Raw genomic sequence first — 23335 nt, 5'->3', positions numbered from 1 at the left:
GTCACACCCCCGTCGATGCGAGATGGACGGCATTCTCGATCCGCTGGTAGCATCCGCAGCGGCAGATATTGCCCGCCATGGCTTCGCGGATCTGGTCGTGGCTGGGCTTCGGGTTCTGGTCCAGCAGCGCCGCGGCCTGCATGATCTGGCCGGCCTGGCAGTAGCCGCACTGCGGCACGTTGACCTGGCGCCAGGCCTTCTGCACCGGATGGTCGCCGGTTGGATGCAGCCCCTCGATGGTGGTGACCTCGCGGCCGACGACGTCGGACACCGAGGTGATGCAGGCGCGGACCGCCTCCTTGTCGACGATCACGGTGCAGGCGCCGCACAGCGCCTGGCCGCAGCCGAACTTGGTGCCCGTAAGGCCTGCTTCGTCACGGAGATACCAGAGCAGCGAAAGATCCGGGTCGCCGTCCCAATTCTGTTCCTGGCCGTTGATTTTTAGTTTGATCATGGTCTGTCCTCGCTCTGCCTAAGCTATTGACCTGTGCGGCGCGAGGTGCGGAACGTCTTCCATGGCCTGCGGCCGCGCTGATGTTTGTTGTGCCAAGATATTCGTGAGCCAAATTTGCCGTGCGCCAAGGCCGTCAAGCGCTTGCGCTTTGTTCCAAGCACTCCTCTCGCTTGTCCGGCGCCGTGCGGGGCGCAGCATGGTGAAGAGCTGCGATGTTAGCAGAGACGGACGCCGGGTGACTTCACAGCCAGGTGTTTTGCATTGCCATTTGGCGAAAGCAGGGCCGCGCGCACGACGAAGAGATGACATCTCAAGGTGGCCATCATGCAATCGGCGGTGGCGGTGCCGCATTGCTCTGACGTGCAGGTGAGACGCGCTTGGCTGCTCCGGGGAGGGCGCCTCGGGGCCGCTGCCGCGCCGGAACGGCCGTTCGGCATGTAAAGCATGGCCGACAAAATCCCCGCCGCAACGCACAAGGCATCTTGCGGCCGCCGGATTTCGAGGCTATTGCCTTGCCTCTCAACGCTCCCTTCGTCTAGCGGTTAGGACGCGGCCCTCTCAAGGCTGAAACAGGGGTTCGATTCCCCTAGGGAGCGCCAGAAATTTCAACGACTTAGAACTTGCATCGAAAAGTCGTCGAATATCCGTTAAATAAGCGCCGACGTACGGTGGCGAACTCCGCCACACTAATTCTGTGATCCGATCACCTAGCTCTCTGCCTCAGTTGATACCCAACGTGACGCGCGAAGCGGATGGGATGCCACTGTCCCTCGGTTACGCTTGGTGCGAGACGGACGCCGAAAGCGCTGTGGCAAGCTCGTAGCCTTCGCACCTATGTGCGCACTTGGCCACGTCTGAATAAGAAGCGCTCGTTCTTTTCCTGGACACCAAATAGCTCAAGCAGAAAGCGACGGTGTTCAGCTCCGCGTGTCAATAGACAAACATCGGCCCGCTCATCTCCGAGTATCGCAAAATGAACCTTTGCCGGATCTAGCGCATCAAATGCTGTTTGGAGTTCGGTTTCTTCTTGCTTGATGTCAGTTACGATCCATGCGCCTTGCAGCTGATCGGCTGAATTCCTTGGCAGAAACTTGCCCTCAACGCTGCGAAACAAGAGACCAATATCATGTTGAGGTGCGGCCCCTCCATCGACTGCCACGCCCTCCATCTGACTGAAGAAATCGGCAAATCTCCGCTTAACATCGACAAGAACGCGCCGCTCGCCAGCAGGATCGACCACCCAATCGACGGTTCGGTTGCCGGCTCCGAGACCGCCCACCTCATGGTCCGCAGGAACGACAGGAGACACCCGCAGCATAGGGAACATCTCGGTGAGATGTATGAGATGCCGCCCAATGTCGTCGATCAGGGTTAAATAGGCGCACAGCTTGTCAGGCGACAGCCGCCTTTGGGCGCATTCGAGCACATCGAATAGCAAGGGCACGCGGGGCCACATGTGGACGCCCCAGATGAGATCATTGCCAACTCGATGCGGCAATCCAAATTCGTAGCGCCATATATTAGTGAGCCGATCCAGGAAGCATCCGCAGGCGGCAAGATTGGGAGGAAGAATTGCGATCACGCCGTCACTCTGGTCCTTGGATAACCCTCGCGCCTGCCCTTCGGCAGTCAGTCGAGCCAGCAGCGAATTGACGCCGCCCACGAGTTGAGGTTGAACAGTTTCAATCAGCAGCGGCACAAAGAGGATCGCTCTATTTTTGCGGTCGCATCGAATTATGCAGGGGTCTTCAGTCCGCGCATGCGGAGTGCCAAAGCTTCGATCTCGTGATCAAGAACGTCGGCAGCCGACTTCACGGTGAGATCGCGTTTCACGATGGCCAGATCGTAGAAGGGCTCGGGATTGACCCGCCCTATAGCGGGCAACAGATAAAATGCTCCGTGATGCTGGTATCCAGCTAAGAACGTATCCAGATTCCGGCTGTCGTTTGGCTCCATGGTCATTGAGCGAGTTGCCACCATAACGGGCGCTTTCGTGACAGCGCCGCGCGACAATGGGTCGGCGGAGGCGATCTGAACACAATAGTGATGGGGGTTCATGTCGGGCAAATTCCTTATGATCGAAACGCCGATCTGTTCGCCAGCGTCTTCCGCGCCGAAACGTTCGCGCCACCGTTCAAAAATCTTTCGCGCGCCCTCTTTGTCCTCAAAGAGAAATGCCATGCAGGGCAGCGAATGACCTATCTGGATGTAACCGCAACCTTGCCACCGCGCCCTGTCCCATGCATGGACATCAATCACAGAGCGGATGCTAATGCCTTTGTGGTTTTTAACCCCCAGTGATCCGTCGTCTTCTCCAAAATCAGGAATCTCATCGTCCGGCTGAGCCAGCTTGATCCGAGGAACCTCTGCCCGTTGTTCGCGGAGCGGATAGGAGCGGCTTACAAGTTTCTTCCAATCGGCCAAGGATGAGAAAGTTTGCGATGCCGTCCGGGAGTAACTGTTAGGAGCGGAGGAAATCATCGCGATGCGCTGCTGAACTGCAGCGTCCGCAAAAAGCTCATCCAGCAATGCGGTCCCATCTTTAACCGAACAGGCGGCTCCCAGGATGTGGGCCGCGACTTCGCAGTAAAACTGATTTATGTCGCCCTGACGATCAATGCTCACAAGCGGAAGACTGGCCGGCCAGGTGACGGTGGATTTCATATCCAGCTCACTGGTTTCGATGGCCGGGTCCTGCGCTTGCTCGCTTGCGATTATACTAATGCGGAATAGCTCGGTATGTGGCGCGACACGTTTCTCGATTACGGTAGCAAAGAAGGCCTCAATTGAACCCAATACGCATTCGGCTAAGGGAATATGCCGGCTTTCTAGCACTTCAACCTCGACCTTCATGCCCATGATCGTGGTCACGAGTACCTGACGCCCCTCCTGGTTCAGGAGCAACGGTCCGCGCAAGCTTTCCGCCAAGGGCTGGCTCTTAAGCGTGGAGAGGAGGCGGTTTACCGCCTCGTCGGTCTCTTCCTTCGGCAGACTGCCATCCTCGCGAAGGACTTCCGGGTGGCCGAGTGAGTACAGCAGCGCCGTGCGCGACATAAACAAACTGAGGCTTGCCAAAATATCCGGCGTTTCTTCCAGCCTGCGCAGGTCATTTTCCTTCAGGTTCAGGAATAGACAGCCCAAAGCCATGTCCAATTCTATGAGATCCTCGCGGACCTTGGCCTTCGACTCCTCGGTCAGCGGAAGGCCTGCCAAGCATCCGTTCAAAAGCTGGATTGCGAACAGAACATCAGGCAGGTGACAAAGCTCCAACGCGTTCCAGGCCCATATCTTCATTGTGGGAATAATGCTAGCAGGCAGGTCTCCATCCTTCTCGCCTTCGACGATGATGGATGCCGCAGCAAGACAACAGCTCGCGCGGGCGGCCCAGTGCAAGCCGGCGCTTCTGTAAGCCAGCGTCAGCAGCTGTGTCGCATCGATCAACTCCGCGGTGCACTCACGCTTTGTCAGGCCTACTGCCGCTTTACCCAGCCACCGGATCATGTCGAACTTGTCCGCCGACAAGTCCAGCTTTTGTGCTCGTTTGAGCAGAACCAGCGCGCCTTCGGCTTCGCTCTTTCTCGTACCAACGAAATCGGCGAGCTTTTCGACGAGTTCATTGTACGCCGGATCATTGCCCGCGACCCCGCCAATAACCTCTATAAAGCGGATGACTCCATCCGCATCGAATTCTCCAAGTCCCTTGGCCTTGTCGAGTATTGAGCAGTAGCTATTGAAAACAGACGAAAGTGCTGTTTCATCCTGCGCCAGTATCGCCCGATTGACCGCTATTCTCTGGAGATCGGTTTCCGCTTCCAGGCTATTGTTCGGTCGGCTCGCATCCCGTGCCTGCACGTCCAGTGCCCGTTTTAATCTGGCAGTGCGTTCGTCGTACCGGCACTGCTCGCGTGTCATATGGTCGTGAACGATGGAATTGACGAGGAGCTGGTTTAGATTCCCCAGGAACTCCAGATTTTTTGCGTGAGTCGATTCCAGCGCACGCGCTTCGAAATCATCGTACGACGCGTTCAGGAGATTAAAGTCGTTATACCACCAGAATGCGGTCCATATTTGCTCGTACCGAGCTTCCAGTTTTTGCCGATAAGAGCCATGGGCCTCCGCAAGGCGGATGGCTCGCGCAAATCGGCCATCTATTTCAGTGCGCGGCCTCTCTAAACCGCGCGAGAGTTTTGCCGCGACGAGGGCCTCCGTAACAAGCTGCCGCTCCATGCCCTGAAAAGCCGCTGGATCTTCTATCGCCCGTTCAATGTCAGCGAGCTGCTGGGCGCGAGAGTAATCCTTTGGGCCAAGCCGCCGAGCGCTGACGTCGTCTCCGACCTTCAGGTAATTGAATGCAAGGTCGGTGCGTTCTTTTTCGATGATCTCGGTCACGATCCAAGAGCGATCAAGAATGGTCACGCGGATGCTGTATTGCTTTGACAACTCATCTTCGATGCGAGCGCGATCCTTAGCTTTCGCAAAACGGCTCGTCACAAAGATTATCTTGTCGTAGCCCCTGCCCGTTTCTGCAATGCCCTTGACGTCCGCGCGTACTTTGACGCTCCACTCCTTTTTGGCGCTGAAGGCGAAGGCCCATCTTTCACGACCGCTGTTCGCGTCGCCGATATAAGTGAGGCCGGAGACTTCATCCGACACCGGATAGGTTTCCGTGTCGGCCTTGCTGTCGCCGCCACCATCAGGACCTGTTTGAGGCCGTAGGTTGGGACAGATCGTTCGCTCGCAAAGTTTGCGGCAAAATATCTCGAACTCGTGCGTCTGGTTTCGAGACGTTAACGAGTCGAGGTGATATTCGAGACGGTCTGCACTCAGAACGTGGGTGGGACGCTGAACGGTGTCCGAGTAATATTCAGGACGAAGTTCGCGCATGAACTCGGAGGGCGACACCCGCGCGGGCGCGTCTTGATCTTCTCCGTCTTCGCTTGCGATGGCTGCGGCCATGGGGAACAATGATAGAACAACGCTGATCCCCGAACCAGACCGAGAAAGGAAATTCCGTACCAGCGCTGTGGACGGAAAAGCCTTCAAAACGGTATTTTTGCACGATTACCCCGACCCGGTCGCCAGAAGGGCGCGAATTAAAATTGATATTTATCAATAGGATGCTGAGTCACTCGGCGGGAAGGTCCGCTTTGGTCCGGCCGAGACTTCGCGACTCGAAATGCATCGCACGACGGGCTGCTCGAAAATTACGTCGAGGCTCCGGTGCGGTAGCGTCGAGCTAAGCCGTTCCAATTCCGTCGTTTTTTTGTGCACTCGTATAAATTGCCTCTTCCCGGCAAAACCAACCAATGCGATATCGGGATGGAGGGTCATTGGGCGGAGCCTACCGGTACCACACTGAAGTGCCCGCTAGGCCTCGCTTGAACTTCAAAGCAGCGGCAAGAAAAACTACGAAACGGGAAGGGAGCTACTTCTGTCGAGCATCACCGCAGCAGATTTGGCAGCTGCGCTCACCGGGGATCCAGAGGCTCTAGATGTTCATCTGTCGCTCGTCGAGCGCGACGTTGTCATTATGGGATGCCAGGTCAAGATCCACTGTCACTGCCTCACCGTTGACGGGAACGGGAGGGTGCAGCCGCGTCGTCTTGCAGAATTCATGCGCAATGCCGTTGCCGATTACGCTATCCCGCGTTCCCAGCTCGTCAAGGCAAAGGCACGCGACACAAAATTCAATAGCACCGAGGCCGTCACAGCGCTCGTCGAACAAGCGCGTCGCTCTTTCACGGACGTCGCGAAGACTGGCGAAGGCGGTGAGATGCTGCTGTTCCTACTCGCGGAGCGGTTTCTCAAACTGCCGCAGGTCCTATGCAAGATGGATCTGAAAACTGACTCACGAATGCACTATCACGGTGCCGATGGCGTCTATGCCGGCGTTACACCCGACGGGATGCTGAAGCTTTATTGGGGCGAATCCAAAATTTACAAAGATGCCGCCATCGCCATCAAAGACTGTCTAACCTCGGTTGCGCCTTTCCTGATTGAACCTGAGCACGAAGAGGCCGGGCGGGAGCGCGACCTAATTCTCTTGAGCGACAAAGCTGATTTAAGCGATCCAGCGCTGACCGACGCGCTCAAACGCTATTTCGACAAGACATCGCCAATGTCCAAACGCGTTAAGTATTGCGCTGTCGCGCTCGTTGGCTTTGATGCCGCTTTCTACCCCGGCGATGAGGTCCATGCCGTTGCGGACAAGCTCGCTGAAGCCGCCCGTGTCGAACTCAGGAAGTGGTCTGCAACGATCGGAGCGCGGCTGAAGAAAGAGAAACTCGAGCAAGTTGAAGTTGAGCTGTTCTGTCTTCCTCTGCCGTCGGCTGAAGGTTTCCGGGCCGCGTTCCTCAAGGCGATGGGACAGACTGCATGAGCCTTAACGATCTGCAAGGCTGGCTTGTTGCTGAAGGCTTGCGCGAGGACCTCGATCAATTGACCCGACGAACTGTCGTGGCTGAACTCGACAATCTTATACCGCGTGCCGAAGACGAGGCAATCGTGTTCGACTGGCCGCGGCTTTTGTTGGCGGGCAGCATCCTCGCACGGTCGGATCAGCGAGCCTATCAAGAAGCGGCGCTTCGTATCGCAACCGCGGCAATCACGATATCGGATAGTGAAGCCATTAGGGATTCAGGCGCGGTTCTCTTGGGTAAGCTGTCGAACTTTCGGGCGGTTTCACTCGCGACTGAGAGGGGGTTGCTCACCGTCGATGTCGAGGGAAGGCTCGGCATGGCGTTGCGAATCGAGTCGCAGCGCCGTCAGATGGATCAGTCGATCCTCGTCCAGTCCAGTGGGCAATGGATTCAGGTCAACGGCTTCCAACAGCGCTTCTGGAGCCAGGCCAACGAGTACCAATGGCTTTCGGCCTCCGCTCCGACAGCGTCTGGCAAAACGTTCTTGGTCTTGCAGTGGCTGACCGATCAAATTCGATCGAGCGAGATGCGGGTCGCTGTCTATTTAGCGCCGACGAGGGCGCTTGTTGCTGAAATCGAAGCAAATCTGGTCTCATTGCTTGGAGCTGGCAGCGGCATAGAAGTGTCTTCACTTCCGATCCGGGAAAAGCACGATAAAGCGCAAGAAGGCGGTCCACGTGCCATCCTAGTGATGACGCAGGAGCGCATGCACCTGCTGGCCAACGCCATTGGCGGCGCCTTCAAGGTCGATCTGCTCGTTGTCGATGAAGCGCACAAGATCGGCGACAATCAACGCGGCGTCATTCTACAGGATGCCATCGAGCGCGCTAGTCGTTCCAATCACGAGCTCAAGCTCGTATTCATCAGTCCCGCCACGCAAAATCCGCAAGAGCTTCTCACGGATGCTCCGGAGGGAGCGCTCACAGCGTCGTTTGAGAGTGACGTGCCAACTGTGCTGCAGAACGTCATCGTGGCTGAGCAGATGCCGCGTAAGCCCAAGCTATGGAAACTATCGGCCCGTCAACACGCATCTAAGCTGCCGCTCGGTGTGGTCAAGCTCGGAAGCAGCCCGGGCTCGCTCAAGAAAAAGTTGGCGTTCATCGCTGCTGCAGCCGGCGAGCGCGGCGGGACGCTTGTCTACGCAAACCGCGCCTCCGACTCCGAAGATATCGCCGATCTCATCAGCCAATTGATCCCGCAGGCGCCATCTGACCCGGAATTGCTCGAGCTTGCAGATCTGGCGCGCAAAGGCGTTCACCCCCGCTACAGGCTCGCGCCGCTCGTCGAGAAGGGTGTCGCTTTCCACTACGGCAACATGCCGTCGCTGATCCGCTCCGAGGTTGAACGACTGTTCCGATCCGGCAAGATACGCTTTCTCGTCTGCACCTCAACCCTGATCGAAGGCGTAAATCTATCGTGCCGAACCATTGTGCTGCGCGGCCCAAGGAAGGGCATCGGTCATCCGATGGAGGCACACGATTTCTGGAATCTCGCTGGTCGTGCCGGCCGATGGGGCGATGAATTCCAGGGGAACATCATCTGTATCGATCCTCAGAACGCACAAGCATGGCCTGATGGCGTTCCCGAACGGGCGCGCTTTCCCATCAAGCGCGAAACCGACGCCGTGATCGAGCAGGGAGACGGCCTTGCCGATTACCTAGACCGCCGGGCCACCACCGATTTGGCCGACTTCGAGGATCCCAACCAATTCGAGCAGGTGGCGTCATATATGCTCGCCACATATCTCCGGCTGGGATCAATCGCAGAATCTAACCTTGCCAAACGTCACAATCCTTCGACCATTGAGCGGTTGGAAGCGAGCCTTGCCAACATAGCCTCCCAGATCGTGATCGGCGCTGATATCGCGGGCCGCCATCCCGGCGTTAGCGCCCTTGGCATGCAGCGTTTGCTCGACGCATTCCGCGAATATAAGGGTGATGTCGAAAACCTGTTGCCGGCCGCTGTCGATAGCCAGGACAGCTATGATCGCTTCGTTACGATAATGCGCCGCATCAACCAGTATCTGTTTCCGGCGTTCATGCCAGAAGGGATCATTCCGCTTCACGCTCAGATCGTCGTGCAATGGCTAAAGGGCTTTTCTCTGTCTCGGATGATCGGGCGGAATATCGACTACCATCGAAGGACCGGTCGGTCGTTCAAGCTGCCCGTCCTGATCCGCAGCACGATGGAGCTGGTTGAACAGATCGCCCGGTTTCGAGCGCCGAAGTACTTGTCCGCTTATGTGGACGTTCTCAACTTGCATCTCGTTGCGATCGGACGGGAAGACCTAATCGATAGTGATGTCGATATTGGCACCCAACTTGAGTTCGGCGTCTCTTCGAGGACCTTGCTCTCGCTGATCGAGCTAGGACTGTCGCGTGTAAGCGCAGTCGCGCTCTACGAAAAAATTGCGCGAGATGACCTCAGTAAGGAGGATTGCATCGCATGGGTGAGAGAACGCGACACTCAATTTGAAGGCATGGATATTCCGGCGATCATCCTTCGGGAAATTCGCACTAAGTTGTTGCCCGAGAGTAGCGCAGGTGTCGCCACGTCAACGCGCTAGCGGAATTAGGAGGCGTTTATGGCCAAAAAGCCGATTACAATCGGCTCCCATCACTTCGAAAAGAAGGGCGATGCGGCTGCGTTTCTGAAGGCGATACTCCATAAGTATGACGTCGGAGACAAAGTTAATGCGCAAGACACAGAAGTGCTGCGCGCTGCGCTCGCGCTTCACCCGGCCTCGTCCGCAAAGGTAGGAGTAGGTGTTGCTCACTTCAGCGTCAGAAGCGCGGACTTCGGCACAAAGTGCTTCTGGGTCAATCGTCTGGACGGGAGTACCGAAAAATTTTCGTACAAAGCGTGCATCGGTGGTAGCGTGGGGAGAAATTCCGACCAGCTGTGATAAGGCAGGAATTATTTGGACGATGCAAACTAGCCGGCTCGTCCGCTTGTCAATCTCACTTGCACCACCCAGACTGCTACATGCGTCTCCCAAGAATCCACCAATGCCAGCCCGGAGGCGGCGGCCTTGTCTGAACCCGCGCGACATCATTACATCCCGGTCTTCTATTTGAAGCAATGGGCGCGCCTTGACGGTCGGCTCTGTGAGTACAGTCGTCCATACAAAGAGACAAAGGTCAAACGGAAGCATCCCGCCGCAACGGCATATGTAGACAACCTCTACGCAATCTCGGGCCTTCCAAGCGAGCAGGTCCAATTCGTCGAAAAGCAGTTCATGCAGACGGTGGATAGCGGAGCCGCAGAGGCGTTGATCGCGATGTTGACGCCGACCGAGCCGGCGGGCGGCGGCGAGCCAGATTGGATGCGGATTATCTACTGGGCTAGGTTCATCTACTCGTTAAGTCTGAGAAATCCCGAGCAGATCGGCATCGTACAACGCAGTCTCGATACGGGTTCTTTCTCGGTAGCGGCCGCGACGGAGGAGGAGGTCCGACGGGCGAGCCAGGCGAAATCGAAGATACGGGTTCGGAAACTCGCCGTGCCTGCGCAGTTTACGTTGCCGGGCCTCATCAATTCGGAGGTCGCTATCAGAGCGATTACCGACAATATGCTGTGGTTCACGTATCATGTAGGTGAGGCCAACCACTCGTTGTTGACATCGGACCGCCCTGTCATCATGACCAAGGGACTTGGCGGTCCCAATGGGCATCTTGCTATGCCCATATCGCCGACTGCCATCTTCTTCGCCGTAAGGGGCGAGCGCATGCTTCAGCGAATTAAAGCTATGGACACGGATGAACTAGTGCAGAAAGTAAACGCCGGCGTTGTACTGCAGGCAGTTAAGTACGTCTATGGAATGGATGACAGTCAGCTTCGGTTTGTTTCAAATCGGTTAGGCAAGAAGATGCCGACGGCCGTGTTGTCGCCGTTTAAGCGGAAAGTGTGAACGGGCCAGGTCTATCGGCGGCAAATAATTTCAACTGTGCGACAAGCGGACACGCGAGGTACCTGTCGCGATAGAGTAGCGGATCATCTTCAAAGGGCGTTCAATTGGTTGATACAATGACCTATGACCTTTGCAGTCTGGGATGGCACGGCTTCCAGCAATTATGTTTGACCATCACGCGAGAGATCTTCGGCCAGACGGTTGAGTCGTTCCTCGATTCCTCGGACGCCGGGAAAGACGGTGCGTTTGCCGGCAGATGGCACCCCGGCAAGGGCGAGGTGTTGAGCGGGCGTTTCGTTATCCAATGCAAGTTTAGCGGCAAGAGGGATAAGACACTCACGCCATCTGACGTCGCCGAAGATGTCGAGAAGGCGCGTAAACTCGTGCAGGCTGGTCGATGCGACAGCTATGTACTCATGACGAATGCAGGCGTTTCGGGAGCAAGCAAGGAGGAGATCGAGACGCTCTTCAGCGAAGTAGGCGTCAAAACCTTCCTATGTTTCGGCTCGACTTGGATCTGCGCGCAAATCAAGGAGCATAAACGACTGCGGATGCTGGTTCCTCGAATATATGGCCTGGGTGATCTCAGCCAAATTATCGATGAACGGGTGTACGATCAGGCAAAAGCTCTCCTCGCGTCGCTCAAGGATGATTTAGCGAAGGTTGTCTTAACGAGCGCGTACCGCAGGGCTGCCGAGGCTCTTAACCGGCACGGCTTCGTGTTGCTCGTCGGCGAGCCGGCGGCGGGCAAGACGACGATAGCCTCGATGCTTTCGATGGGGGCACTAGATCAGTGGGCAGCGTCGACTCTGAAGCTCGACACCCCAGAAAAAGTGGTAGAGCATTGGAATCCGTTGGACCCGTCTCAGTTTTTCTGGATCGATGACGCTTTTGGCGTCATGCAATACGAAGCATTCTTGGTTCGCGGTTGGAACCACGCGCTTCCTATGGTCCGAACGATGCTTGGAAAAGGGGCCAAGATAGTGATGACGTCCCGCGACTATATTTATAACCGGGCGCGAAACGATCTTAAGGAGGGAGCGTTTCCGCTTCTGCGTGAAAGTCAGGTCGTCATTGACGTTCGCGATCTTACATTGGAAGAGAAGGAGCAGATCCTCTACAACCACATGAAGCTCGGAAGACAGGAGCAGTCATTTCGCACGTCGATAAAGCCTTATTTGCCGATAATTGCCGGGCACTCGCGGTTCGTGCCGGAAATGGCAAGGCGACTCGCAGATCCGCTCTTTACGTACGGATTGCGGTTAGATCGATATGCACTTAACTCCTTCGTGGAGAAGCAGGAACACTTTCTGCAAGAAGTGCTGCAAGGTCTCGATGAGGACAGCAAAGCAGCGTTGGGCCTGATCTACATGCGGGACAATGCTCTCGAAAGCCCGGTCGCGTTGGAGCAATCGGAACTGGAAGCAATCGAACGGTTAGGAAGTAGCCGAGGTGGATGTGTCGTAGCACTTGAATCCCTGAAAGGGAGCCTTGTGCAGCACGTGATTGAAGAGGGCAGTGCGTTTTGGCGGTTCAAACATCCAACGGTTGGTGACGCTTACGCAGGGCTCCTGCTCAAAAATCCAGAATTGCTTGGGGTCTTTTTGCGTGGCAGCTCACTTGAGAAATTATTGGGTCAGATTACATGCGGAGACGTAGAGCTGGAGCGGGCCGTTATAGTTCCCAAGGCGCTCTTTGGGCTGGTGCTGAAGCGATTGGATCAGACTTCCGATGCTGGACGCTATAAGACTCCAGCGCTGGCTGATTGGTACAGCCGGAGCCGCGTTGACGATTTTCTTGCGCTGCGTTGCTCCAGGGAATTCCTAGCCCAGTACATGGCCAGGCATCCTGAGGCTCTCGCGCGGGTGTCGGATCCTGGCCTCTTTCTAGAGAGCGTTTCGGAAGTCAGCCTCGCAATTCGATTGCACGAACTTGGGTTGTTGCCTGAACAGTACCGCAAGGCCTTCGTAGAAAAGGTGATTGCCTATGCACTCGAAGGCGAAGATCTCTATGCCATCGATAGCAAACGGGTCCAAAGCATGTTCACGGCGCAGGAACGCGACGATTTCGAGGGTCGAGTCAGAAATGAGCTTCTACCCAATCTCGGGGACGTCCGGAGGACTTGGGAGTTGAATTGTAGCTCGGATCAACGCGCGGACGAGTTTCTCCAACCACTTCTAGACTCATTCTCCGCCTTGAAAAGGAAATTTGCTGACGACGCCGAAGTGGTAGTTCTAATTGATCGTGAGATCGCAATGGGACGCGATTGGATCGCTGAGCGGCTTGATGACGATCCGAGGGAGCGACCCGGCCGCACCTTTGATGATGTCGACGTTATGACTGAGCAGCCGCTGACAGCACGAAGCATTTTCGACGATGTCGACGAGTGATTGTGCCAGCGTTGGACGGCGTAAGCTTTTGCGCGATACTTCCCACGGTAAGCAGTTGCCACGATAAAATACCTTTCAGCTGTGTCCCTCGACATATGCTTGTTGTAGCTGCAACGCGTCGTCGCGCAGGCCTCCGACGGCGGCTGGTTTGCCGTGCAGATTTGGATTATCCCGATGCTCGACGGGTGCATGGAAGGCGTCCATGTCGATGTGGATGAATCTTGCGCTGGCTACTCGGGGAAGCCGCATGGGCGTCCTCGTCCTCGATGGTCACGTCTCTAGCCTGGCCGTATCTTCCTTGACGCCGCGGGCGACGATCTGGAGCGTGCCGTCGGCAAGCGGCCGCTGCAGCTTCAGCGCCTCGCCCAGAGGGGTCGTCATCCAGGTCTCGACTTCGTCTGGCGTCGTCAGGATTACCGGCATCGCCTTGGGGTGGATGGCACTGACCTCGGCGTTCGGCTCCGTCGTGAGGAACGCGTAGATGTCGTTGGTCGTCTCGCCTTCCTTGACCTTCCGGACGGACGTCCAGTTGGTCCAGATGCCGGCGAAGCAGGCGAGGGGACGAGTCTCATCGAGCGCGAACCAAATATCACCGCCCTCGGCCTTGTTGAATTCGCTGAAGGAGTTGAACGGTACCACGCAGCGGCTTTCGGCTCCCAGCCATCTCGTCCAGTGCTTGCTCTTCACGTTGCGGATGTTCGTAGTGCCGCCGTCCGGCTCCATCCGCAGCAGCTCCTTGAAATCGACGGCCTTGCCCTTGGCCTGCAGCTTCTCGGCTCGCTTCTTCGTGGCGTCCATCAGCGCCTTTGACGACGACGGCATTCCCCACCGCGCCGTAGCGAGTTCGCGGCCCTCGGCCCCGTTGCGCACGATCGGTGCCTGGTAGTCCGGAAAAACTCCGGGCATCGGCGCCAGATTGCCGACGTATCGGTTTACGACGCGGAACAGCGCGCTGATGGCCGCTTGGTTGGTCGTGATCGAATAGAGATTGCACATCGGTCAGGATTCGGTTCGAGGGTGGCGCGGCTGCCACGTCAACCGTAGCAGAGTCGCGGATGGACGCCGGCCAGCCTTGGCGCATTTGCGGCAGCGCAGCCGGCTGGCGAGATCGTGCACGAAGGTCGTCGGCGGGTGCTTCATCGCCGCGAGGTCCACGTCGCTCGGGGTCTTGCAGCGCGCGCACCTGATCTCCAGCCAGGGAAGCCTCCGTTCACGGCTTGGTCGATGGTCGGCGACGGATCGATTGGCTCGCCATCACTCCACATCCGCTCGTTCCAGCTTTCGCAAAGCAGTCTATCGGCTTGCTGGATCATCGCCTCGCCCTTGGCCCGCATCTCCGCCGATTGGATAGCCAGGATGTTAGCCATCGCGCGTGCCTTGCCGAGCTCTTTTGCCAGAGCCTTGCGATCGCCGCCCGATAGGGGCGTAGGGTGATACTTCGGGGCCAGCCGGACATCCAGGCGCAAAGAGATCGGATCGGCAAATCCAGAGCAACTACGGCGTCTCGAATGCTGGCCAGCACCCATCTTCTTCATGCCTGCCGGTGCGCTGCTGGCAGGTGTTGTCGAGCAGCCGCTGCGCGACGTCCTTCCAGACCGCGTTAGCGCCATACAATCGGACAGCATCGGTGGTCTGGATTTCCAAGGTCCGCGCGCAGCGGCGGCAGGAGACGCGCAGTACGTGGGCCTTAATTTCCGAAAGGCGCCGCTGTCGGGCCTGGGCCGCGGTCGCGCCGGCGCGAGGATCTTTGAGGACCGATTCCCAATATTCGGCCGGAAGGGGGGCATCTGGACTCACAGCGGACGGCGCTCGTCTCCGGTCGGCTTCAGCGGCCAGTTTTTCCATCTGCTTTGGGGTCGGCATGCGCCAGCTCGCGGGTCGGTCGGTCATGCCCGAATAGAACATAACAAGAACAAATGTCGAGTCCGACCGGGCACCGCTGAGAAAAATCCTGCTGTGGGAGGGGTCGCGATGTCGGAACCAAGCCGGGTCGTTCGTCTTGAATCCGGTATCAGTATCGGAGTTCCTCCGGCATGGCCCCCCGCGCTAACTGGAAAGGCTTCCTGCGTCTTTCCCTCGTCACCTGCCCAGTCGCGCTCTATCCGGCCACCTCGGAATCCGAAAAGGTCTCCTTCAACCAGCTCAACCGGAAGACCGGCCACCGCATCAAGTATGCCAAGGTCGACGCCGATACCGGCGAGGAGGTCGACAACGAGGACATCGTCAAGGGCTACAAGGTTGATACCGATACGTTCATCGAGGTGACCAAGGAGGAGCTTGAGAACGTCGCGCTGGAATCGACGCGAACCATCGAGATCGACGAATTCGTCGACCGCAGCGAGATCGATCCGCGATATCTCATTCGACCCTACTACCTGCGTCCCGACGGCAAAGTCGGACACGATGCCTTCGCCGTCATTCGGGAAACCATCCGCGAGATGAACAAGGTCGCAATCGGCCGCGTGGTGCTGACCAATCGCGAGCACATCATCGCGCTGGAGCCGCTGGACAAGGGGTTGATGGGAACGCTGCTGCGCTACCCCTACGAAGTGCGTTCCGCGGACGAGTATTTCGACGACATCCAGGACGTCAAAGTTACCAAGGACATGCTTGATCTCGCCAAGCACATCGTCAATCAGAAGGCGGGCCATTTCGAGCCGGATAAGTTCGAAGACCAGTACGAAACCGCCCTCATCGATCTCATCAACCAGAAGCGCGCCGGCAAGCCCATTACCGCGAAAGCCCGTCCTCGAGGTGAGAACGTCGTGGATCTGATGGATGCTCTGCGCAAGAGCATCGGAAGAGAGGAGGCCGCGACAGAGGCACCCAAGAAATCAGGCAAAAAGCCGCGCAAGGCGGCGGCCGGGCAGAAGGAAATGCTGATGCCGATCGCAGGCAAGAAGCCGGCGAAAGAGGCCGCGGCGAAGAAGCCCGCGGCCAAGCCGCAGCGGAAGTCGGCTTAGGTGTCGTGAAGCATCCGGTGACGCCGGACGGCCACTACTTCGTCGTCCGCGGCAGGCTCTGGCGAATGCCAAATCCCATCTCGACGAGGTCACGCGAGATCATCTCGTCAGCCGTCTAATGGCGGCCCAGCGGGGCGGTGCGCGCGCCAGGAACGGCCGACCGCGAGGCCGAGGTAACGGTGCATAGGACCGTGGACGAGGCTAAGCAGACGCTCGGCGAGCGCGGTCCGGTATGGCGGGACGACGGCTCGCCGGCTCTCCATTGCTCTGCAAAGTAGGAGCGATATGTCTGCGGTGAAAAAGACTTCGAGGAGATCGACCTTGAGCGCGGGCATTCTCGCATACCGCAAGGGCGCGCGTGGGCTCGACGTACTCCTCGTTCATCCCGGCGGTCCGTTCTGGCGTAAGAAGGATGATGGCGCCTGGTCAATTCCAAAGGGTGAAATCGATGCCAATGATGCTCCGGAGAACGTCGCTCGACGCGAGTTTGCCGAAGAACTCGGCCCAAGCGCTTCGATTGGTCCACTGCAGGCGCTGGGGGAAGTCCGACAGCGAGGAGGGAAGCGCGTCATGGCCTTCGCCGGCGAGGGCCATTTTGATCCGGCAGCGCTGACCAGCAATACCTTCGATATTGAATGGCCGCCTCGAAGCGGTCGAAGGCAGAGCTTTCCTGAAGTTGACCGGGCGGGATGGTTTGATATCGAGCTCGCGCGGACCAAGATGCTATCCGCTCAGGTAGAGTTCCTCGATCGTCTTTTGGCAATCGTAGTTGAGAGCGCCGGGAAATGATGTTTAGGATTGGAATCATTTCGGACACGCACGGTTTGTTGAGGCCCGAGGCGGAACGAGGCCTGACGGGCGTCGATCATATCATCCATGCCGGCGACATCGGGCGCCCCGAGATCGTCGATTCGCTTCGCCGGATCGCGCCCGTCACGGCCATCAGGGGAAACGTGGACAGTGGCGAGTGGGCTCGCGACTACCCCGACACGAATCTTGTGCGCCTGGCGGGAAAGTCGATCTACGTTCTGCACGACTTGAAAACGCTGAAGGCCGGCCGCGGCGCCGGCATCGACGTCATCCTCTCCGGGCATTCCCACGTGCCGAAGATCGACACGGTCGGTGGCGTTCTCTATCTGAATCCCGGCAGCGCGGGACCCCGGCGTTTCAAGCTGCCGATCACGTTTGCGACGCTCGAACTCACGCCTAACGGCATGCGACCGGCGATCCACGACCTTGGAAGCGACTGAGTGCCACCGCCGAGGGAATTCACAGCGGAGGAGGCGCGTGCGTCAATCCTTTTTGCCGGCTTTCGCCGAACGGAAGCCCTACTTGCGCGGACGTTCTCGCTCGCGCAAGACGTCCTTCGCCTGCTTGTCGGACCTGAGCCCAAGGTAGACGGGCTGGCGCAGTTCGCCCTTGCTCGTCCATTCCGCAAATTTGACCTCGGCAACCAACGAGGGCTTGACCCAGGTCGTGGCGACCTCGTCCTTCACTTTGGCAGGGAAGGGTGATTTAGGGGTTATCAGCTTCATGAGCTTGGCATGGAGGTCTTCCAGGACCTTGTGGCTGAAGCCAGTGCCGACATGTCCGATGTAGCGCCATGCGTCGTCTTCCCGCACGGCGAGGACCAGGGCGCCGAAGTATGGCCTCGTGCGCTTGGGCGCTGTGAAGCCCGCGATCACCACTTCCTGCCGCTTTGCCGTCTTGATCTTCAGCCAATCCGCCGTCCGACTTCCGGACGCATACGCGCTGTCGGCGCGCTTCGCCATGACGCCTTCCAGACCCTTCCGCTCGGCCTCGGCGAAAAATTTCGTGCCGTTCGCTTTACGGTGGCGACTGAAGGCGATCAGGCGGTGGCTCGGCAGGATCGCTTTCAGCCGCTCCTTGCGCTCGAGCAGAGGCTGTTTGCGCAAGTCAACTGCGTTCTGAAACATGAGATCGAAGGCGCAATACAGGAGCTTCGCTTCATGGCGCAGCGCGTTCTGAAGCAGCTGGAAATGCGAGACGCCGTCCTTTCCGATCGCGACGAGCTCGCCGTCGATCACGGCATCGCCCTTCACGCCCTCCAGCGCTTTGGCGAGCTCGATATAGCTGCGGCTGATGATCTTGCCGTTGCGGCTGTAGAGCGAGACCTTGCCCCGGCGGATTTCCGCGATCATCCGGAAGCCATCGTATTTATCCTCGAAAACCCAGTCGGGGTCGTCGAACGGCGCGTCGGTGAGCGTAGCGAGCATTGGCTGTAAGCGCTTGGGCAGGGTCGACGTCCGGCTCATTCGAGGGCCATTCCTTCGGAGCGTGTTGCGTAATGCATCGACGGCACCTTATCGCTCGAGGTGGCCGGGGCCGGTTCGATGAAGCTGGGGAAAACCGCCTTGATACCGATAGCCGCCGGCCTTTTACGCTGAAACGCCACTGAAGAAATTCACGTTACAGCCGATTCAAATTGGCACAGTTCGAATCGTTCCGGAACCTGCGAATCCTTGTCGCGTTTGCTTCGATGTCACAACAGGAGACGCCGATGGCGGTAGCGAAGAAGAGCAAGACGGCGCGCGGACGAAAACAGGACCGGGCGCGGGTGGCCGGCGGGCAGGACTACGAAGTTCAGTACGAGGCAAAGAAGACGGGAAAGTCGGCACCTGCGGTGAAAAAGGCAGTCAAGAAGGTCGGCAACGCGCGCAAGCGCGTAGAGAAACGGCTGGGCCGCTGAGTCGAAGACGGGTCGGCGTCGGGGCCTAGCGCCGGTCCTCGTTAGGGGGGGCATTCTGGGCAGGTATCACCGATCGAGTTCAGCACGTCGCGAACCTCGGCGACCGCTGCATCAGGGGAGACGCCTGCCGGCGGGTCTCCACGGGCGATATCGAAGGCCCGCTGTCGTGCATGCGGATCGGCGAAGTCCTGCATCCAACCGTGCTCCTCGCACTCGCGGATGGCGCCGGCTTCGTTCAGCACGTTGATCGCCCAACCGCGCAGGGTGCGGATCGCCGGCCGTCTCTGCTTGGTCATCAGCATTGAAAGGTTCTCCCACGCTGAGACGAATCGTTTAGTCCCGCAGACGTTCCCCATCCCTAACACACGACTGGGATTCCGGATCGTGGGATCTCGTGGTCCTTCAAAGGCCGAATTTTACAGGCGGCCAGGTGGTGGGTTAGGCGAGAACGAACTGAAGAAACCGTTTTCCGATACTTCAGACGTCTTATCCGTTTTGCGCGTGCGGCTGTCGCCCACCGCGCTCTCGTGTTGGGGTGGACGGCCCCCTTCCACCAGTCTGCGTGGCAGGATGGGGTCGTCGATGACCTCAAACGAAGGAGCCGCCCGTGGAAGCGATTGTTCGTATCGGTTTGGACACGTCAAAGAGCGTATTTCAGTTGCATGGCGTTGACGGGATGGAGCAACCGGTCTTGCGACGCAAGTTAAGGCGCGGCCAGGTTCTGGCGTTCTTCGGCCGTTTGCCGCCTACGCTCATCGCGATGGAGGCTTGCGGAGCATCGCACTATTGGGCGCGGGAGCTGCAATCGCTGGGGCATGAGGTGGCGATGATTCCACCGCAATATGTCAAACCGTACGTGCAGCGCGGAAAATCCGATGCGGCGGACGCCGAGGCGATTTGCGAAGCGGCGAGCCGACCGAAACTGCGGAAGAACCTTGTGCCGATCAAGAGTCCCGAGCAGCAAGGCGCACAGATGCTGACTCGTGTGCGCAACCAGTTCATCGGCAGGCGCACCCAGCTCGCCAATTCGATCCGCGGCTACGCCGCAGAGTTCGGCTTTACCGCGCCAAAGGGGCTTTCGCGGCTCCCGCAATTGCTAATCGATATTAGGGCCGATGCGACAGTCCCCGACTTGGCGATGGAGCTGATAGAGGCGTTGGCTGCAGAACTTGCGCGCGTCGATGATCAGATCGTTACGCTCGACAAGAAGCTCATGCAACTCCATAGGAGCAACGAGATGAGCCGAAGACTGGCGACCATTCCAGGAATTGGTCCGATCGGCGCGACGCTGCTGTCAATCAAGGTCGTGGATGCGCGCGGATTCAAATCGGCAAGAAACTTTGCTGCGTGGCTTGGCCTGACGCCAAAGAATCACTCGACGGCCGGCAAGAATCGGCTCGGGGTCATTACCCGCGCTGGCGACGGCATGTTGCGAACTGTTTTGGTGGCAGGCGCGACGGCAGTGATCGCGGATATGCGACGACGCGGGAGCCGCCCTTGGTCCTGGCTGAAAGACATGATCGCGCACAAGCCGCCGAAACTGGTGGCGATAGCGTTAGCAAACAAGCTGGCGCGGATTGCTTGGAAACTGATGGTTAGCGGCGAACGGTACCGGCCTGCGAGCGCCGTACCGATGCCTACGCCGACATAGACTTGAGCGACAAGTAGAGCTTGGCGTCAGACGAGCAGATCTGATGTCGAGGGCGGAACTTGCAGGAAAGGAAGAGGTGGTACGTTCGGCGCGAGCCGGTCATGTGAGACACTCCGCTCGGTTTACCGGCAGCAAATGCCGCTCTCGTGTTTGGAACTCACTGTCCGCGAAGCCCATCTTGGCCAGTGGTCGCAAGACCCGAAAATAGGCCGGACATATGAGCGCAAGCGATCCGAGCATGCTGCCCGAGCCGATCCTTGCAAGTCGGGGGCCGTCCACATATGAACCGAGCCGCGGAGCGTCTCGGTAGGGTAGGCGCGGGACACCTCGAAGAGGATATCCCTACGCCTCCCCCCAAACCGTGCGGGCACCTTTCAATGCACACGGCTTTCCGTACGCGCATGCTCTCGACCGGAGACGGCTGCACGGCATGACGGGCACAGGACAATGGTCTTGCGCCGCCAACCGGACCGTTTCCAGACCGTCAGCGATCCGCTTTGCAAGTCTCCTAGGCGGCGGAGATGATGCATCTCGAATGGTCCCGTCGTATCGCTGCACGCTTCGCACTTGCGAGCGTTAAGTCGATCGATCAGATCATTTGGGCTTTTGACCCACCACGCACCTGCCGTGACGTTGTCGATAGTCGGACTTGTCCAGTAGGCTCGGTTCAGATGCTTCAGTCTCCACAGCTTGATGCTGCGAAGCTTACCACGGACCACGGAGCTAACCTCGTAGTCCGTGCCTTTCCACAGACGCGCCATGGTTCTTGCTCTCGTCGTCCGATGTCGCATCGCCAGCGTCTTCACGAGACTGCGGAACACGACAAGCTCCAGCAATCCCAAGGCGCTCTTGATGTCGTCGGCAAACGAATGGTAGTTCGCAAACCCACGGAACTCTGAGTTATAGGCGAGGACGGTTGCAACGTCGCTGGTTACCAGGAACTGCTCGCGCGGACTGCCGGTCTTCTTGGCGAGATCGCCATAGCCGTGTTGCTTGCAGAACTTGGTGACTTCCTTGCGCGGCACCCGCAGGCTGACATTGCCGGTGGTCGGCCGACGCATCACGCGCCATGTCCGTCCAGCCGGACCCTTGTGGCTGGATTTTCGTCCAGCCCCGTAGGATGTGTATGTCGAGACGCGATAGCTCAAGAAGGTCACTCCCTTAGAAGCGGCGTAGACCCCACTTTTCTCGGGCGACACGGTGAGCTTCAAGGTCTCCGTCAGGAATCGTTCGACGCAGGCCATGATCTCACACGCTTCCCGCTTGCTCCCGATCACGCCGATGAGGAAGTCGTCGGCATAGCGGCAGTAGCGGAGCCTTTTGAAGTTGGGGTCCATCGGATCGACGGAAGGCACTTTCCGTCTCTCCTTATTGGTGGCTTTGATCTCCGCAAATGCAGCATCGATCTCGGCCCGATCCGCGCCATCGGCACGGAGCCGTTCAATCTTCCGGCGGAGACTGAGGACGCGCCGTTCCAACGCCACGTAGCGCGGGAATGGACGTCGCTCACGGCCTTTGTCGAAGTCGGCCTTCATCATCTGCATGTGCTGGTCCAGCTCGTGCAGATAGATGTTGGCGAGCAAGGGCGAGACAACGCCGCCCTGTGGCGTGCCACTGTAAGTGCGTCCGTAGACCCAATCTTCCATGTAGCCTGCTTTGAGCATTCCTTCGATCAGACCAATGAACTTATCGTCATCGATCCGCTTCCTTAGAAGCCCAAGCAGGATGTCATGGTCGATGTTGTCGAAGAACCCACGCACATCCACTTCGACCAGCCACTTGCAGCCCGTCCAACTCTTCTTGATGAGCTTGAGTGCGGTATGACAGGATCGCCCCGGGCGGAACCCATGTGATTCATTGAGGAACACAGGTTCATAGATCGCTTCGAGCAGAATCCTGACCGCCTCCTGAACGAGCCGGTCTTCCACCGTGGGGATACCCAGCGGTCGTGTCTTGCCGTTGTCCTTCGGGATATAAACCCGCCGGACCGGCCGGAAGCGATAAGTGCCATCTGCCACGCGCCTGGCGATGTCGGCGAGCTTCTCCAGCGACATGCCGTCGAAGGTCTTGCCATCTACACCGGGCGTCAGGGCTCCCTTGTTGCGGGAGACCTTTTCGTAGGCCCACTCGAAGAGATGCGGGGATCTCATCAGGCGGTGAAGGCCATTTACGCGCTTACCCGACCGCGACAAAGTCGGCAGTGATTCAATTCTTCTCTGGATGGTAACGGCCTGCATCAGCAGAACCTTTCCGTCGAAGAATCTCTTCTACGCATACTGCAAATGCCGTTGTTAGCGGCATCGTCCTTCCCCCGATCGGAGGCGCTTTCGGTCCGGTCACCCGGCCTTATACGCATGATCGTCCGCCTCGCTGCGGCTGTCCCGGCCATTACGTCGGGCATTTGGGTACTACGACGGCTCCGTCGCCATACAGGTTCACGAACGAACCTGCTGCAGGCGATCCCGTAGTTGCGTGTGTGGGGAGGTGCGGTGTGTTTAGGTGTCCCATTCGTCTCCTTGACCCACGGATAGTGGTCGTCCCACGCGGACTGGTGGCAGTTCGCACTGGCCGGTGCGATCCGCCCCGCGTGGCGTAGCGTGTCAGCCGCGTTCGCTACTGCCAGCCCTTTGGCGACTGGAAACTGGGATTCAGGCAATACAGCTTTCACCATGCACACCTTACTCTGTGCTCTCCACCGGGCCGCGGCGCCCGATTTCGAGACGTTTCCCGGCATGCTCTGGTCCCGTTCCTCTTTCGAGGTCTCAGTCGTTTCCGACACCGGTAAGCCGGGTAAGTAAGAGCCCAACCAGTAGGCTCCATTCTTTCGAACACTCCCTT

Annotated in this window: 19 protein-coding genes, 1 tRNA gene and 1 pseudogene; 11 read left to right on the top strand and 10 right to left on the bottom strand. The window is 58.2% G+C overall.

Going from position 1 to position 23335, the window contains the following annotated elements; genetic code table 11:
• Nucleotide 1 precedes the first annotated feature (1 nt).
• A complete protein-coding gene (locus E2I15_RS23925) occupies nucleotides 2–454 on the bottom strand; it encodes a (2Fe-2S)-binding protein (protein ID WP_028333166.1) in 453 nt (150 codons plus the stop codon).
• Between the two features lie 524 nt (nucleotides 455–978).
• Here E2I15_RS23925 and E2I15_RS23920 point away from each other — a divergent pair.
• Nucleotides 979–1053, top strand: a tRNA-Glu gene (locus tag E2I15_RS23920).
• A gap of 233 nt (nucleotides 1054–1286) precedes the next feature.
• Here E2I15_RS23920 and E2I15_RS23915 read toward each other — a convergent pair.
• Entirely contained in the window at nucleotides 1287–2153 is an 867-nt protein-coding gene (locus E2I15_RS23915; protein ID WP_137482188.1) for a hypothetical protein, read from the bottom strand.
• 35 nt (nucleotides 2154–2188) lie between these two features.
• Complete coding sequence (locus tag E2I15_RS23910; protein ID WP_210241900.1) at nucleotides 2189–5410, bottom strand: hypothetical protein; 3222 nt, start codon at nucleotides 5408–5410, stop codon at nucleotides 2189–2191.
• 499 nt (nucleotides 5411–5909) lie between these two features.
• On the opposite strand from E2I15_RS23910, the gene E2I15_RS23905 reads away from it, so the two are divergent.
• From E2I15_RS23905 to E2I15_RS23885, 5 genes are all read left to right on the top strand, one after another.
• Complete coding sequence (locus E2I15_RS23905) at nucleotides 5910–6833, top strand: HamA C-terminal domain-containing protein (protein ID WP_246668266.1); 924 nt, start codon at nucleotides 5910–5912, stop codon at nucleotides 6831–6833.
• Nucleotides 6830–9439, top strand: coding sequence for a DEAD/DEAH box helicase (locus E2I15_RS23900; protein WP_137482184.1), 2610 nt, complete (start codon nucleotides 6830–6832; stop codon nucleotides 9437–9439). The genes E2I15_RS23905 and E2I15_RS23900 overlap by 4 nt, the downstream gene beginning before the upstream one ends.
• Before the next feature lie 18 nt (nucleotides 9440–9457).
• Nucleotides 9458–9778, top strand: a complete 321-nt coding sequence (locus E2I15_RS23895; RefSeq protein WP_137482182.1) for a DCL family protein — start codon at nucleotides 9458–9460, stop codon at nucleotides 9776–9778.
• A gap of 126 nt (nucleotides 9779–9904) precedes the next feature.
• Complete coding sequence (locus tag E2I15_RS23890; protein ID WP_137482180.1) at nucleotides 9905–10783, top strand: DUF4238 domain-containing protein; 879 nt, start codon at nucleotides 9905–9907, stop codon at nucleotides 10781–10783.
• Nucleotides 10784–10899: 116 nt separating this feature from the next.
• Nucleotides 10900–13173 (top strand): nSTAND3 domain-containing NTPase, encoded by a 2274-nt coding sequence (locus E2I15_RS23885; RefSeq protein WP_137482178.1) that lies wholly within the window; start codon nucleotides 10900–10902, stop codon nucleotides 13171–13173.
• Nucleotides 13174–13248: 75 nt separating this feature from the next.
• Here E2I15_RS23885 and E2I15_RS23880 read toward each other — a convergent pair whose 3' ends face one another.
• From E2I15_RS23880 to E2I15_RS23865, 4 genes and pseudogenes are all read right to left on the bottom strand, one after another.
• Nucleotides 13249–13422 (bottom strand): Y-family DNA polymerase, encoded by a 174-nt coding sequence (locus E2I15_RS23880; RefSeq protein ID WP_137482176.1) that lies wholly within the window; start codon nucleotides 13420–13422, stop codon nucleotides 13249–13251.
• Between the two features lie 21 nt (nucleotides 13423–13443).
• The gene (locus E2I15_RS23875) at nucleotides 13444–14169 is read right to left on the bottom strand and encodes an SOS response-associated peptidase (protein ID WP_137482174.1); all 726 of its coding nucleotides are present in this window, start codon (nucleotides 14167–14169) and stop codon (nucleotides 13444–13446) included.
• Nucleotides 14170–14172: 3 nt separating this feature from the next.
• Nucleotides 14173–14621 (bottom strand): annotated as a pseudogene (locus E2I15_RS23870) (hypothetical protein).
• Between the two features lie 46 nt (nucleotides 14622–14667).
• On the bottom strand, nucleotides 14668–15063 hold the full coding sequence (locus E2I15_RS23865; protein ID WP_170991698.1) for a hypothetical protein: 396 nt from the start codon (nucleotides 15061–15063) through the stop codon (nucleotides 14668–14670).
• A gap of 143 nt (nucleotides 15064–15206) precedes the next feature.
• Here E2I15_RS23865 and ku point away from each other — a divergent pair, with 143 nt between their 5' ends.
• The 3 genes from ku (at nucleotide 15207) to E2I15_RS23850 (ending at nucleotide 17386) form a co-directional block, all read left to right on the top strand.
• On the top strand, nucleotides 15207–16136 hold the full coding sequence (gene ku / locus E2I15_RS23860) for a non-homologous end joining protein Ku (protein ID WP_137482170.1): 930 nt from the start codon (nucleotides 15207–15209) through the stop codon (nucleotides 16134–16136).
• A gap of 285 nt (nucleotides 16137–16421) precedes the next feature.
• On the top strand, nucleotides 16422–16925 hold the full coding sequence (locus E2I15_RS23855; RefSeq protein WP_137482168.1) for an NUDIX hydrolase: 504 nt from the start codon (nucleotides 16422–16424) through the stop codon (nucleotides 16923–16925).
• Nucleotides 16922–17386 (top strand): metallophosphoesterase family protein, encoded by a 465-nt coding sequence (locus E2I15_RS23850; protein WP_137482167.1) that lies wholly within the window; start codon nucleotides 16922–16924, stop codon nucleotides 17384–17386. Before E2I15_RS23855 ends, E2I15_RS23850 begins: the two co-directional genes overlap by 4 nt.
• 78 nt (nucleotides 17387–17464) lie before the next feature.
• Here E2I15_RS23850 and ligD read toward each other — a convergent pair whose 3' ends face one another.
• Nucleotides 17465–18412 (bottom strand): non-homologous end-joining DNA ligase, encoded by a 948-nt coding sequence (gene ligD / locus E2I15_RS23845; protein ID WP_137482165.1) that lies wholly within the window; start codon nucleotides 18410–18412, stop codon nucleotides 17465–17467.
• A gap of 245 nt (nucleotides 18413–18657) precedes the next feature.
• Between ligD and E2I15_RS23840 the strand changes: the two genes are divergently transcribed.
• Nucleotides 18658–18846, top strand: a complete 189-nt coding sequence (locus tag E2I15_RS23840) for a DUF3606 domain-containing protein (protein WP_091881179.1) — start codon at nucleotides 18658–18660, stop codon at nucleotides 18844–18846.
• Nucleotides 18847–18887: 41 nt separating this feature from the next.
• Here E2I15_RS23840 and E2I15_RS23835 read toward each other — a convergent pair whose 3' ends face one another.
• Nucleotides 18888–19148, bottom strand: a complete 261-nt coding sequence (locus E2I15_RS23835) for a hypothetical protein (protein ID WP_137482162.1) — start codon at nucleotides 19146–19148, stop codon at nucleotides 18888–18890.
• A gap of 305 nt (nucleotides 19149–19453) precedes the next feature.
• Between E2I15_RS23835 and E2I15_RS23830 the strand changes: the two genes are divergently transcribed.
• Nucleotides 19454–20497 (top strand): IS110 family RNA-guided transposase, encoded by a 1044-nt coding sequence (locus E2I15_RS23830; RefSeq protein WP_137482161.1) that lies wholly within the window; start codon nucleotides 19454–19456, stop codon nucleotides 20495–20497.
• 374 nt (nucleotides 20498–20871) lie between these two features.
• Here E2I15_RS23830 and E2I15_RS23825 read toward each other — a convergent pair whose 3' ends face one another.
• Nucleotides 20872–22734 carry a reverse transcriptase domain-containing protein gene (locus tag E2I15_RS23825; protein WP_137482159.1) on the bottom strand — a complete coding sequence of 621 codons (1863 nt, stop codon included), beginning with the start codon at nucleotides 22732–22734 and terminating at the stop codon, nucleotides 20872–20874.
• Nucleotides 22735–23335: the final 601 nt, after the last annotated feature.

This window comes from Bradyrhizobium sp. BR2003 (genome assembly GCF_009720285.1).
GTDB classification, from domain to species: domain Bacteria; phylum Pseudomonadota; class Alphaproteobacteria; order Rhizobiales; family Xanthobacteraceae; genus Bradyrhizobium; species Bradyrhizobium elkanii.
The sequence above is the reverse complement of the archived record's forward strand: the minus strand, read 5'-3'. Positions and strand labels throughout refer to the sequence as shown.